The 13,220-nt window shown below is 66.4% G+C and carries 10 protein-coding genes and 1 riboswitch; of the genes, 6 read left to right on the top strand and 4 right to left on the bottom strand.

Going from position 1 to position 13,220, the window contains the following annotated elements; translation table 11 throughout:
• Positions 1–5: 5 nt before the first annotated feature.
• Positions 6–208, top strand: a riboswitch (cobalamin riboswitch).
• 98 nt (positions 209–306) lie between these two features.
• From DWF74_RS27050 to DWF74_RS27040, 3 genes are read left to right on the top strand one after another with little or no spacing between them, the layout of a single operon-like run.
• Positions 307–2,283 (top strand): TonB-dependent receptor plug domain-containing protein, encoded by a 1,977-nt coding sequence (locus DWF74_RS27050; RefSeq protein WP_240321969.1) that lies wholly within the window; start codon positions 307–309, stop codon positions 2,281–2,283.
• An 11-nt stretch (positions 2,284–2,294) separates the two neighbouring features.
• Positions 2,295–3,047, top strand: a complete 753-nt coding sequence (locus DWF74_RS27045; RefSeq protein WP_115582067.1) for a (2Fe-2S) ferredoxin domain-containing protein — start codon at positions 2,295–2,297, stop codon at positions 3,045–3,047.
• Positions 3,040–3,957: an ABC transporter substrate-binding protein gene (locus tag DWF74_RS27040; protein WP_102861860.1), complete on the top strand. Its 918-nt coding sequence runs from the start codon at positions 3,040–3,042 to the stop codon at positions 3,955–3,957. Before DWF74_RS27045 ends, DWF74_RS27040 begins: the two co-directional genes overlap by 8 nt.
• An 87-nt stretch (positions 3,958–4,044) precedes the next feature.
• Here DWF74_RS27040 and DWF74_RS27035 read toward each other — a convergent pair whose 3' ends face one another.
• Positions 4,045–5,127 (bottom strand): diguanylate cyclase, encoded by a 1,083-nt coding sequence (locus DWF74_RS27035; protein WP_102861861.1) that lies wholly within the window; start codon positions 5,125–5,127, stop codon positions 4,045–4,047.
• Between the two features lie 276 nt (positions 5,128–5,403).
• Between DWF74_RS27035 and hglS the strand changes: the two genes are divergently transcribed.
• Positions 5,404–6,798: a 2-oxoadipate dioxygenase/decarboxylase HglS gene (gene hglS / locus DWF74_RS27030; protein ID WP_181433979.1), complete on the top strand. Its 1,395-nt coding sequence runs from the start codon at positions 5,404–5,406 to the stop codon at positions 6,796–6,798.
• Positions 6,799–6,944: 146 nt separating this feature from the next.
• Complete coding sequence (locus tag DWF74_RS27025) at positions 6,945–8,351, top strand: FAD-binding oxidoreductase (protein ID WP_115582065.1); 1,407 nt, start codon at positions 6,945–6,947, stop codon at positions 8,349–8,351.
• 15 nt (positions 8,352–8,366) lie between these two features.
• Here DWF74_RS27025 and DWF74_RS27020 read toward each other — a convergent pair whose 3' ends face one another.
• Positions 8,367–8,723: a hypothetical protein gene (locus DWF74_RS27020; RefSeq protein WP_240321968.1), complete on the bottom strand. Its 357-nt coding sequence runs from the start codon at positions 8,721–8,723 to the stop codon at positions 8,367–8,369.
• A 202-nt stretch (positions 8,724–8,925) separates the two neighbouring features.
• Between DWF74_RS27020 and DWF74_RS27015 the strand changes: the two genes are divergently transcribed.
• Positions 8,926–9,312 (top strand): hypothetical protein, encoded by a 387-nt coding sequence (locus tag DWF74_RS27015; RefSeq protein WP_115582064.1) that lies wholly within the window; start codon positions 8,926–8,928, stop codon positions 9,310–9,312.
• 360 nt (positions 9,313–9,672) lie between these two features.
• Here the strand turns inward: DWF74_RS27015 and DWF74_RS27010 are convergent, their stop codons facing one another.
• Positions 9,673–10,749, bottom strand: coding sequence for a lipocalin-like domain-containing protein (locus DWF74_RS27010; RefSeq protein WP_115582063.1), 1,077 nt, complete (start codon positions 10,747–10,749; stop codon positions 9,673–9,675).
• On the bottom strand, positions 10,739–13,219 hold the full coding sequence (locus tag DWF74_RS27005; RefSeq protein WP_115582062.1) for an FtsX-like permease family protein: 2,481 nt from the start codon (positions 13,217–13,219) through the stop codon (positions 10,739–10,741). The genes DWF74_RS27010 and DWF74_RS27005 overlap by 11 nt, the downstream gene beginning before the upstream one ends.
• Between the last annotated feature and the right edge of the window lies 1 nt (position 13,220).

The raw sequence follows: 13,220 nt of genomic DNA, 5'->3' as shown, positions 1-13,220 counted from the left end.
TGTTCATATGCCGCCCAGTTTCAGGTGCCTCATGCCGCCGTGCACGAGGTGAAACGGGAAACCGGTGCGCCCTTTCAGGGCCAGTCCGGTGCTGCCCCCGCAACGGTAAGCGAGTGCTGCATTCAACACGCCACTGTACCCAAGGTATGGGAAGGCGAATGCCGCCAGACTCGCAAGCCCGGAGACCGGCCTGAAACGTCTGTTTGGCAATCCTGCGGTGGGCGGGCATGGGCCGGTATGGTCGCGTGCCTGTGGCCGATACCTTCTCCTGCGTGCTTCCCGAAGTCACTTTCGAGAAGACCAAGAATGACAACAACTGACACCTTCCTTGCATGCGACTGGCGTGCACCTCGGCGCCCCCTCAGCGGTGCCCTGCTCGGCTGCCTGTTCAGCCCCCTGCTGCTGGCAGACGACACTCCCCTGACACTGGAGCGGCAATGGGTTTCCGCCCCTTCGGTGGAGTCCACCACAGTGGCCGAAATGGCCCGGTACGGCAGCAAGGTGGAGATCATCGACCGCCAGCAGATCGAACGCGCCGGCCCCAGCAGCGACATCACCCGAGTGCTGCAGATGTACGTCCCCGGCCTCTACGTCGCGCCGAAAAACGGCCCCTTCGACTACGGCACCTATTCACTGCTGGGGGGCCGCAACGACGACACCCTGATCCTGCTGGACGGCGTACGCCTGAACAACCGTCTGTACGGCGGCCTGTACCTGGACACCTTGCCGGCCAATGCCATCGAACGCATCGAAGTGCTCAAGGGCGGCCAGAGCCTGCTGTTCGGCACCCAGGCGGTGTCCGGGGTGATCAACATCGTCACTCGCAGCCCCCAGACCCGCGACACCTCCGGCGAGGTCAACCTGGGCCTGGACAGCTTCATGGGGCAAAGCGGCGATGCCCGGGTGGAGCGCATCCTCAGCAATGGTTTCGGCGACCTGGGCCTGCTGGCCTATGTCAGCCACAACGTCTCCGATGGCTACCAGCCCTATCGCAACAGCGCCTACAGCGCCAGCACCCGGGACAAGAAACGCGGCTATGAAGTGACCACCTTCGGCGCCAAGGCGATCCAGGGCTTCGCCGACGATTCGCGCCTGGAACTGTTCTACCAGTACAGCGATGCCAACCTGGATTTCGCCCGCCCGGTGAACAACCAGAAGACCACCAACGACCGCATCCAGCAGATCGCCACCGCGACCTTCGAGCAGCGCCTGAGCGAGCGTTTCAGCTACTTCGTCAAGGGCCATGTCAACGACTGGGACACGCGCTACACCAAGATCGACAGCCTCAAGGACGGCCGCCTGGTGAGCAAAAACCGTAACGACTACTGGGGCTTCACCGACTGGGGCCTGCAGGCCGAAGGCAAGGCCGAGCTGGACGGCGGCCATGTGCTGGTGTTCGGCACCGACAACCAGTGGTTCAAGGGCCAGGACGATGTGCTCAAGATCGACAATAACCAGGCCCAGGCCAATGCCCTGTACACCCAGTTGCGCCCGGTGTTCGCGGCGCTGCCCGACTGGCACCCGAGCCTGGGCATACGCCACGAGAAGATGAGCGGCGGCGAAAGCGCCACCGTGGGCATGCTCACCTCCCTGTACGACCTCAACGCCCATTGGCAACTGCGCGGCCAGTACGGCAGCGCCTTCAAGCTGCCCAACGCCGAGCAGTTGTTCGTCAACGAGGACTACGAGCAAGGCAACCGCAACCTCAAGCCGGAAAAGAGCCTGAATGCCGAGCTCGGCCTGGACTACAAGGGCAGCCTGCTGGCCGGCGAGTTCAACGCCAGCGTCACGGCCTTCCAGCGCAAGATCGACGACCTGATTGCCCTCGATGGCATCCACTGGGTCAATGGCCAGGGGCGGATCAAGGTGCGCGGCATGGAGGTCGACGGCCGCTGGCAGTTCAGCCCACGATGGAACCTCTCGGCGGACCTGACCCGCAATCTGCTGGAGTCGCGCAACGGCGTGACCCTGAGCAACATTCCCGGCTTCTTCGCCCGCTCGCGACTGGGCTACGAGTCCGAGGATGGTCAGTGGGGCGTGGGGGGCGCGATCCGCTACATCGGCCAGATCGACAGCGCGAAGAAGGTCGACTACGGCCACTACTCGGTGGTGGACGCCGATGCCTATCGCTACCTCGACAGGGCCCAGCAACATCGCCTGAGCCTGCTGGTGGAGAACCTGTTCGACCGCGACTACACCACCAGCATGACCAGCAGCGCGCCGGCGGTGGACAACCTCGGCCGGCCCTTTACCAGCGAAGTGCGCTACACCTACCGCTTCTGAGGCCCAACGACATGCACAAGGACTATCAACGGGTGCTGTTCGTCGGCCCCGGCCTGCACGGCGGCACCCTGGGCGAAGCCTTTCGCCGCGAGCTCAAGGCGCTGCGCAACGAGGACGCCGACACCCGGGTGATCGACACCCTGGACGGTTTCGACAGCCTCTGGGCCGCCCTGGAGGAACCCTTGCCCGAGCACGGCGCGGCACTGCTGGTGGTGGACCTGGAGCCCAGTTCCGACAGCGCTTACCTGGACTGGCTGCGCGATGAGCTGGGACGCCTGGCCCGGGCCCATCCCCAGGCGCCGCAGCTGTGGATCACCGCCCAGGCCCTGGGCCGTCGCGGGCTGGATGCAGCGCTGGCCTGCGCCAGCATCGCCCAGCACGAGCGGCACCTGCCCTGCGATCAGGTCAACGCCGTGGCCAGCGACCCGGACTGGTCGCGGGTGCCACCCCATGCCCGGCAGGTGTTCCTGTGCACCGGCCCGCGCTGCGTGCGCCGCGGTGCCCTGGCGCTGTGGAAGACCCTGCGCCGTGAACTGCTGCGCCTTGGCCACATGGAAACCCCCGGCGGCGTGCTGCTGACCCGCACCGCCTGCCAGTTCCCCTGCAACCTGGGGCCGGTGCTGACCGTGCACCCCGATGGCTGCTGGTACCGGGTCAGCGACGACCGCCAGGTCGTGCGTCTGGTGCAGGGGCATCTGCTGGCAGGTGAGCCGGTGCAGGATCTGCTGATCCCTTCGCCGTATGCGGGGGTGGCGGATGCCTAGGAAGATCCTCGGCCTCCTGCTATGGCTGGCGACCGGGCCGGCCCTGGCGGCCAGCTACGACAACTGCGCCAAGACCTGGACCGTCGAGGACCCTCCCCGGCGCATCGTGGCCCTCAACCAGCACAGCGCCGATCTGCTGCTGGCCCTGGGCGCCGGGCCGTCGATGATCGGCGTCGCCTACCTGGATGACGACAGTCAGGCCCAAACCCAGGGGCAGTACCACGGCGTGCCGGTGATCGCCCGGCAATACCCGTCGGCGGAGGTGCTCTACAGCCTGAAGCCCGACCTGGTGGTGGGCGGCTTCGCTTCGGCATTTCCCGACAACTTCAGCTCCCGGGAGCGCCTGGGGCGCATCGGCATTGCCAGCTACCTGCTGGAGTCGGCCTGCGCCGGGCATGATGAGGACTACTTCGGGCATATCCGTCGCGACCTGCGGACCCTGGGCCGGCTGTTGCAGCAGCCAGCCCGGGCCGAGCAACTGATCGCGGCCATGGAGGCCGACCTTGCTGCGGCAGCAGCCTTGTACCGGGGCCGCGACACGCCCGCGGTGTTCTACCTGGACAGCGAGGTCAACGGCCTGGCCAGCCAGGGCCAGCGCGGTTTTGTCGGGGTACTGCTGCAAGCCGCTGGCGCCCGCAACAGCTTCGCCGCCATCGACCGCCCGCGCCTGACGGTCGACAGCGAAACCCTGCTGAGCAACGACCCGGACGTGCTGCTCCTGGCAGACGCCCTGTGGTCACCGGCCACGCGCAAACGCCAGCTGCTGCAGCGAGACCCGGTGCTGTCGCGGTTGCGGGCGGTGCGCGAGGAGCGGCTGATCGACATCCCCTTCGCCCAACTGGTGCCGGGCATCGCCAGCGGCCGCACAGCGCTGGAACTGGCGCGGCGCCTGCACCCTGCTCCCCCATAGGCGCCGGCTTGCCGGCGAACGGAACACCGCCAATCACGCGGCGTACATGCCGACGCCTTCATGGGCAAGCCCGACCAGAGGCAGGTATTACAGTGGATTCAACACCCGGCGCGAAGGCCGCTCCGGCGGATGGCAGGTGACGTTGTTGCGACCAGCGGTCTTGGCGGCATACAGGGCCTGATCGGCATCGTTCAACCAATCCATGGCGTCCTCGTGCATGGGGTTGAACGCCGCCAGGCCAATGCTCAGGCTCACCTGCAACGCCGGATTCTGTTCGTAGCCCAGGGCCGCGAAGCGCCCGCGCAGCGCCTCCATCAGATCGGCGGCGTGCTCCAGCGGCACGTCCGGCAGGATCACGCAGAACTCATCACCGCCATAACGCCCGGCCTGATCGCTGGCCCGCAGGTTCTGCCGGAGGAGCTTGCTCAACTGGCGCAGCACCACATCCCCGGCCACATGGCCGTAGGTGTCGTTGATGGCCTTGAAGTGATCGATGTCGATCAGGGCGATGGCGCCACCATGGGCCTGGCGCTGGCAACGCTGGAACTCGATCTCCAACTGGTCCTTCCAGGCGCCGTGGTTGAGCAGCCCGGTCAGGCTGTCGGTGCGACTCAGGGCCAGCAGCTCGCGCTTGTGCCGGCCCAGGGTCGCCGCTTGCTGGTAACAGATGTAGCCCAGCACCATCGGGTACAGAGTCAGCATCGGCAGGCAGGCATACAACTGCTGCGGCGTGGTCAGGGGAGTGAACGACAGCCCGAACACCCCCAGGCCGATGCCAATGCCCAGGACCTGGGCCCCACAGCCGGCAAGAAAAAAACGCACCCCGCCCAGGGCGATGTTGTTCATCGCCATCATCCCCAGGGTGGTGGCCAGCGGCAGCGGATTGAACTGCATGGCCGCGACCCAGAACCCGCCGAGCAAGGAGTCCACCAGCAGGTTGCGGTACTCGGCGCGAAACGGCACCTGGGACCATCGGGCCCACTGATAGGCCAGGTGCGGCCAGACCAGGGCGTTGAACAGCATCAAGCCCCAGACCCAGGGCGCCGGTTGCAGCGGCCACATCCCGGCGGCCACGCACAGCAAGCCCAGGCCAAGGCCCAGAATCCGCGATTTATACAGCCTCCTGGCCAATGACAGTCCCTTGCCTCTGGTGTACTGCGCAGGGGCCAAGTTGCCTCCGTCCAGCGATGGGAAAGATGCAGCGAGCGATAGGTGAGCTTGACCGTTGCAAGTCTAGCCACGCGGATGCAAAACGCCATCAGTGTACACAGCCTGCCCGCTCAAGACGGGCCCGCTGAGCGGGAATCTGCCCGCCGGCCCCATGCATTCATTTGCAGAATGAAGTTCAGAGGAAACTTCGTTTGTCAGCCCCGGCACCGGCCAGCAGAATCGGGGCCGATCCGTACTTCTCTCGTTTCGATATCCACTGCCACGGGAACCTTGTCCATGAGCAACCAGCACTTCGTCAGTCCTGATCTGATCCGCCAGGGATTTTCCCGGGCCATGTCGGATATGTACCGTGAGGAGGTGCCCCTCTACGGCGCCCTGATGGCGCTGGTGGCCCAGGTCAATGCCCAGGTCCTGGAACAGCAGCCGGCCATTGCCCGGCACTTGCAGCACAGCGGCGAACTGCAGCGCCTGGACCTGGAGCGCCACGGCGCCATCCGTGTCGGCAGCGCCGCCGAGCTGGCGACCCTGGCCCGGCTGTTCGCGGTCATGGGCATGCAGCCGGTGGGCTACTACGACCTGACCCCGGCCGGGGTGCCGGTGCACTCCACGGCCTTTCGCGCGGTGCACGAAGAGGCCCTGCACGTCAGCCCGTTCCGGGTCTTCACCTCGTTGCTGCGCCTGGAACTGATCGACAACCCCGAACTGCGGCGCTTTGCCGAACAGGTGCTGGCCCAACGCTCGATTTTCACCCCCAAGGTGCTGGAACTGATCGAACAGGCCCACGCCCAAGGCGGCCTGGATGAGCAGGATGCCCAACGCTTCATTCAGGAAGCCCTGGAGACCTTCCGCTGGCACCACCACGCCACGGTGACCGCCGCCCAGTACGCCAGTCTCAGTGCCCAGCACCGGCTGATCGCCGACGTGGTGGCGTTCAAGGGGCCGCACATCAACCACCTGACCCCACGCACCCTGGACATCGATGAAGTGCAACGGCTGATGCCCGAGCACGGCATCACCCCCAAGGCGGTGATCGAAGGCCCGCCACGCCGGGCGTGCCCGATCCTGCTGCGCCAGACCAGCTTCAAGGCCCTGGAGGAACGGGTGGCCTTCACCGATCAGGACCTGCCCCAGGGCAGCCACAGCGCCCGCTTCGGCGAGATCGAGCAACGCGGCGCGGCACTGACACCCAAGGGCCGGGCCCTCTACGACCGCCTGCTGAATGCGGCCCGCGACGCCCTGGGCGACTTCCCCAGCGAGAGCAACGCCCAGCGCTACAACCAGCTGATGCAAGCGCACTTCGACGAATTCCCCGACAACCACGACGCCATGCGTGAACAGGGCCTGGCCTATTTCCGCTACTTCGTCAGCGACGCCGGGCTGGCGGCACGCCACCAGCCCCAGCGGCCCACCACCTTGTCAGCGTTGCTGGCCGCCGGGCACCTGCGGGCCGAACCCCTGGTGTATGAGGACTTCCTGCCGGTGAGCGCCGCCGGGATCTTCCAGTCCAACCTGGGGGACGACAGCCAGAGCCACTACGCCGCACACTCCAACCGCCAGGCCTTCGAAACGGCCCTGGGCCGCGCCACCCTGGATGAGTTGCAGCTCTACGCCCAGACCCAGCAGCGCTCCCTGGAGCAATGCGCCGCCAGCCTGGGCCTGCCAGCGCTCTAAGCCCTGTCCGGCATCGGCCTTGCGGGTCGGTGCCGGATTCCCCCTTCGTCGTTTTGCCCCATGGTCATGGCCTGGCCGGGACGCTATTGTGCCGGAACTTGCGCCCGAGCCCGCGGCGCGCCACCACCAAGGATGGACACGGCGACATGAGATTCGCGACCGGCCTGTTTTTATGCTGCGCCCTCGGCGCCGCGCTGAGCACCCACGCAGCAGAAACCGTCAACGACATCACCCAGCTCAACCCCATCGTGGTGGACCAGGTGGCCCGGCCCACCACCCTGGAGCAGATCGTCAAACGGGTGGCCGAACACCCCGGCCCCATCGCCATCGGCGGCGGGCGCTACAGCATGGGCGGCCAGACTGCCACCGAGCATGCCTTGCAGATCGATATGCGCGGCTTCGACCGGGTGCTCGATTTCTCCCGCGAGCACAAGGAAATCACCGTGCAGCCCGGCATCACCTGGCGCGCCCTGCAGAGTTTCATCGACCCCTACGATCTGTCCGTGAGCATCATGCAGAGCTACGCCAACTTCACCGTCGGCGGCGCCCTGAGCGTCAACGCCCATGGCCGCTATGTCGGCTATGGGCCGCTGGTGACCTCGGTCAAATCCATCAAGCTGGTGCTGGCCGACGGCCAAGTGGTCGAGGCCAGCCCGCAAAGCAACGCCGAACTGTTCTACGGCGCCATCGGCGGTTACGGCGGCCTCGGGGTGATAGTCGAAGCCACCTTGCGCCTGAGTGACAACGTGCGCCTGCTGCGCAGCTTCGAAGAAATGCCCCTGGGCGACTACCGCCCCTTTTTCTTTGCCCGGATCGAGCACAACCCCAAGGTCATCCTGCATAACGCCGTGCTCTACCCCGACCAGTACCAGACCCTGCGCGCAGTGTCCTACAGCCAGACCGACCTGCCGCTAACGGTCAAGGAACGCCTCACGCCCCTGGACCAGAACTACTGGAAAGAACAGAAAGCCCTGAAAGTGGTGAGCCAATGGCCCGGGGGCAAGGCCCTGCGCCAGGAGGTGATCGACCCCCTGGTGCTGAAGAAACCCCAAGTCTCCTGGCGCAACCACGAGGCCAGCCTCGACGTGCGCGAACTGGAGCCCGACTCCCGGAGCAAGCGCACCTACGTGCTGCAGGAATACTTCGTGCCCACCGACCAGCTGGAGAGTTTCGTCCAGGAGATGGGCGCGACCCTGCGGGCGCACAGGGTCAACGTGATCAACCTGTCCATCCGTCACGCCAAGGCCGACCCCGGCACCTTGCTGGCCTGGGCCAAGACTGACGTGTTCGCCCTGGTGCTGTATTACCAGCAGAGCACGGCAGAGGCGGAGCGGGACGCCGTGCGGGAATGGACCCGGGCCCTGGTGGACAGCGCGATCAAGCGCGGCGGCAGCTACTACCTGCCGTATCAGATCCACGCCACACCGCAGCAGTTTCGGGCGGCCTATCCGCGGGCCGGGGAATTTCTCGCGCTCAAGGCGCGGGTCGATCCGCACAACAAGTTTCGCAACAAGCTGTGGGACGCCTACGGCACCGACAGCCAGGGCAAATAGGTCGCGCCCCGGGGCTCAACGGGCCCCGGACTTGCCACCGGCCAGCACCTTGCGTTGCTGAAGGAAAATCACCCCGTCACCGTCAAAGGCGATCACGTCGTCAGCGCTGAACGGAGCACCGTCGCCGTGCTCATGCCGCAGCCAGCCCTCGGACCACAGGTCGCCGCTTTCATAACGGATCTGGACGAAGTAGTAAGGCGCTTCGCTGCGGGTGACTTCAACGTAGTGCCCACCATCGACGCCGCCCTGCCACCGGGCCCGGGGATGTTCCGGCAATGTGTGCACGGCTTCTTTGAAAAGGCCCGTCCAGGCCATCCCGAGGGCAACCAGTATCAGCGTCAGTGCGCCGATCGACATGAGAAAACGCTTCAACCAGATCAATCCAGGATCTCCACTACCATCCACCTCCGCGAGCGGTCCCGCGGAGCAGTCGGCCATTTTGTTGAAGGCCCCGCGACTGCGCAATGAAAAACCGCAGGCACTTGCCAGACGCCGGCAGAGCCTTCAGCCTTGCCCGGCGCGACAACCGTGCAAGCGGCTTGGCGCCACTTCAACTCTATCGAGACACCCTGGCATGCGTATCACCCTGACGGACATCCGCCTCACTGCGGCGCAAGACCTCTGCGTCGGCTTCTGCTGTGCCTTCGGCGAGGGTCGCGGCCAATGGCTGGGCCCCTCGCCGAGGGTCGGGCACGACTACGAAGTGGAACTGAGCCTGGAGGACGAGTTCAGCTGGAATGACAACCTGGAGCCCTGTGCCCAGGGCCCGTTCCGCCTGCACTGGGACCAGGGTGCCTTGCAGGTCAGTGGGCGCCTGGTTCAGCTCGATGAGGATGGCGTCGCCGCCCTGGCGGTAGGCCCCTCGATCATCCTCCTGTCCCTGCGGGGTGGCCCCGAGCGCCTGCCGCAGTGGGTCAGTCTGCGCGCCCACCAGATCAGCCTGCAGCCCATCGCGCTTTGAGCGCCCACGACCAACCACGGTGCAGCGCAGAAAACCCGCAGGGGGGGGTGTTTGAAGGGGAAGCTGAGCACCTTTCAAGGGCTCGAACGTCGCCGGACGCGACAGTTACACAACCTGGCATTCGCAGGACATTGTTCAGGGAGGGTGTTCGCCCAGTGCTCTGGCCTTGGCAATCCATGCACCGGTAAAGAGCCCTTGCACCGGGCGAACGATTGGCATTCTAGTGCAACTGAAGGGGAAAATCCGTGGGCGGATTCTGAATAAAACTGGACACCGGGGTGATCCGTCGCCCTCGCCGCCGGCTCGCCCCTCAGCTCAGCCCCGTCAGCCCTGGCCCCTGGGGCTGTCCTGCAGCCCCCCTCAATACCCGGTCATCTCCAGATAACCGCTGCCGGTGTGGCTGCCCTCCAGGGTGATCGGCCCCTCCCAATAGGGAATGCTCAGTTTCATCCACGACTGGGGATTCAAGGCCCGGGTTCTGATGTCCAGTTTCTTATCGGGAATCTTCAGTTGCCAGGCGCTCGGCAGGCGCCGCCCCTCGACCTGGGCTTCCTCCAGGGGCGTCATCTGGATCTGCTCGCGCCCCAGGCTCTGGGTGCTGCCATCGACATTGATCCAGGTGCCGGTGATGTAAGGCGCGCGATGGTTCTCCCGCACCCGGAACAGCATCAACCGTTCTCCGCTGTCCAGGTGCAGGGAGAACCAGTCCCAACCGGTCTGGTCGGCGGCCAGGGGCTGGCTGCTCCACTCCCGATCGAGCCAGGCCGGGCCGCTGACCTCATAGCGTTGGCCGTCGATCTGCAACTGCCCCGACGCCTGGAAGAACGGCTGGCTGTAGTAATACGACGCCTGACCCTGGTCCGACTTGCGGCTGTAGCCGCCCACGCCCTGCAGCACCAGCGGCTGGCGGCTGGACAGTTGCAACTGATAGGCGAACCCCGGCCCGCTGGCCTGCACCTGCATCCGGGCCAGGGGATTGGCCCCGGTGGGCAGGCTGGTGAAGCGCCAGTCATCGATCCAGGCCTGGAACGGCTGCGCCGTGACCCCGGCCTGCCCCACCCCGCCCCGGGCATAACGCTCGGCGGCATAGTGACGGCTGGCCGAAGTGGCCGCCGCGTGCCCCAGCCAGACCAGCGGTGCGCCCCAGCCGGGCTGCTCGGGCGCGGCCCGCAACGCACTGCGAAACAGCGTCCATTGCACACCGAATTGCCGGCCTTGAGCGTCCTTCAGGTTGGCCGTCAGGTACCACCACTCGATGCGAAAACCGTCATGTGGGCCATGATCGGCAGGAAAGCTGAAGGTGCGCCCCGGCACCACCGGGGCAAAGGCCGAGGCCTCGTTGCCCAGCCCGGCAAAACCCTGGGGCGCCGCGGCGTCCTGGTCGCAGCCGGCCAGCAGCAGAAACAGCAGCGGCAGCCACCGGCAATCAATCTTCATGGGCAAAGGTCCTCAGCAAATCCGCCGGTTGTGCACGGTACAGCTTCAACAGCGGCCAGGCCGAGGCCGCCAGGGTGGCCAACATGGCCAAGCCCAGCAGTTGCAGGATCTGCCCTGGAAACACCCGCAACGGCAGGCTCCAGCCAAAGGCCTGGACATTGATCACGCTGTTCAGGCACCCGGCCAGGACAATCCCCAGGGGCAACGCCAGCATCAGGGTGAGCACCGCCAGCAGCCAGGTCTGCCCGAGGTTCAGCAGCATCAACTGGCGCCGGCCCACCCCCAGGGCCCAGAGCGGTGCCAACTGGCCCAGGCGGCTCTGGCTCTGGGTCAGCAGGCTGATGAACAGTGCCACCCCGGACACCCCCAGGGTCAGGCTATTGAGGGCGGCGGTGGCGGCGAAGGTACGCTCGAAGACCTGCAGCGACCAACCCTTGAGCCGGGCCTGATCGATGATCCGGCTGTCATCCAGCTGAAACTGCTGTTGCAAGGCACCGATCAGCGGCGCAACCGCCTCCGGCGCAAGGCGCAGGTTGAAACGGTTCGGCGCCAACTGCGGCCAATGCGCCAGCAGGTGCTGCACATTCACCAGCAAGTGCCCCTTGGGATTGCCGTAGTCGGCATAGATCCCCACCACCTGGGGCGCCCAGTGCCCTGCCGGCACCGGCAGTTCCAGGCGATCCCCCAGTCGCACCTTGAGTCTTCGGGCCAACTGTTCGCTGAGCATCACGCTGTCGTGCGCCGCCAACTGCGCCCAGGGATCGGCCCCCTGGGCCTCCAGCAACGGCCAATGCTGGCGATAGCTGGGATGGTCGATCACCCCGTACAGGTCCGCCGGCCAGCCCTGAACCTGCAACGCCACCTGCCAGCTGGGCAGCACCGCCGTCACCTGGGGCTGGCGCGGCAGCCAGTCCAGCAGTTGCCCGGCCTGTTCGGGGCTTTGCGGGTTGAGGTAGAGCTCGGCGCTCAGGCGCTGCTCCAGCCAGTCATTGAAGGTCTGGCGAAAACCGGCAGTCATGCTGCCGGCGCCAATGTTCGCCGCCAGGGCCAGGAGCAGGGCCATCAAGGCCAGGCTCAGGGCCGGCAACTGCTGCCGACTATCGGCGACAAACCATTGCCCCAGCACCCCGCGACTGCGCCCCAGCAAACCGCCCAGCACCGCGTTGAGCAGCACCGGCAGGCCCAGGGCCGCCGCCAGCAGCAAAGCCGCCAGCAGCACGAAACCGCTGGCCAGGCTGTCGCCCCAGTGCCACGCCAGCAGGGCCACCAGCAAGGCCAGGCAAGCGATCCAACCCTGGCGCCGCAACCAGCGGGCATGGGCCTGGTGCCAGGCCTGGGGATTGGCCAGGGCCAGCAGCGGCAGGCGCGCTGCCCGCAGCAGGCTGGCGCCACCGGCCAGCAAGGCGCCCAACAGACTCAGGCCGATACCGCTGAACCACCACCCGGGACTCAGGCTCAACTGCCCGGCCACTTGCGCGCCGTACAAGCCCCGCAGGCTGGCGGCCACGTCCGGCAGCAACACCCCGGCCAGCAGGTAGCCGCTGACCACGCCAGCCACACCGCCCAACAGCGCCAGCCCTCCCAGTTCGACGATCAGACAGGCAATCAGCAGCCGCGCACTGACCCCGCAGGCCCGCAGGGTGCGCAGCAAGCCGCGCCGCTGCTCCAGGGCCAGGCCAATGGCGGCGTGCACGATAAACAGCCCCACCACAAAGGACAGGAACCCCAAGGCATCCAGGTTCAGGTGAAAGCTTTCGGTCAGGCGCGCCAGATCGCCCTCTGCTTCACCCTGGCGCAGCACCAGTTGCCCCGCCAGTTGCGCCGGCAGTGGCGGTGCCTGGGCGGCAAAGTCCCTGGGCAGCAACAAGCGGCTCAACTGCCCGGGCTGGCCGAGCACCTGCTGGGCAAAACCGATGTCCATCAACAGCAGCTCCGGGGCCATGTCCGCCTGCACCCGCAGCGGCGGTAAACGCTGGCCATTGACTGCCTGGGGTTGCTCGCCCTCTTGCAAGCCCAGGCTGGCCAGGGTCTGCGGTGCAACCCAGGTGGTGCCCGGCACACTGAAGAACTCGACCATCTGTTGCAGCGCCAGGGCCTGCCCGGCCACCGCGGAACCGGCGGGCAGCGATAAGGGCTCGATGCCCATCACCTGCAGGGGCTGGTCGGGGTGATCCTTGAGCTGCACCCGCCCCTGGAGCACCGGCGACACCGGCCAGCCGGCACGGCGCAGCTCGACGAACCCCTGCTGGGAAAAACTCGCACCACTGGCGCTGCCCAGGCTGGCCTGAGGCTCGCCGCCGATCAACTGGCTGGCCCGGGCATAACTGTCCCGAGCCTGACTGTTGAGAGCCAGCACGCCGGTCAACAAGCTGGTGGCCAGCCAGAGTCCGGTGAGCACACTGAAAAACTGCACCGGATGCCGGCGCCAGTGGCTCAGCAGCGCCTGCATCGCTGTGACAAAGCCCCCCATC

It is taken from the genome of Pseudomonas protegens (assembly GCF_003363755.1).
In the GTDB taxonomy this organism is placed as follows: Bacteria; Pseudomonadota; Gammaproteobacteria; order Pseudomonadales; family Pseudomonadaceae; genus Aquipseudomonas; species Aquipseudomonas danubii.
The sequence above is the reverse complement of the archived record's forward strand: the minus strand, read 5'-3'. Positions and strand labels throughout refer to the sequence as shown.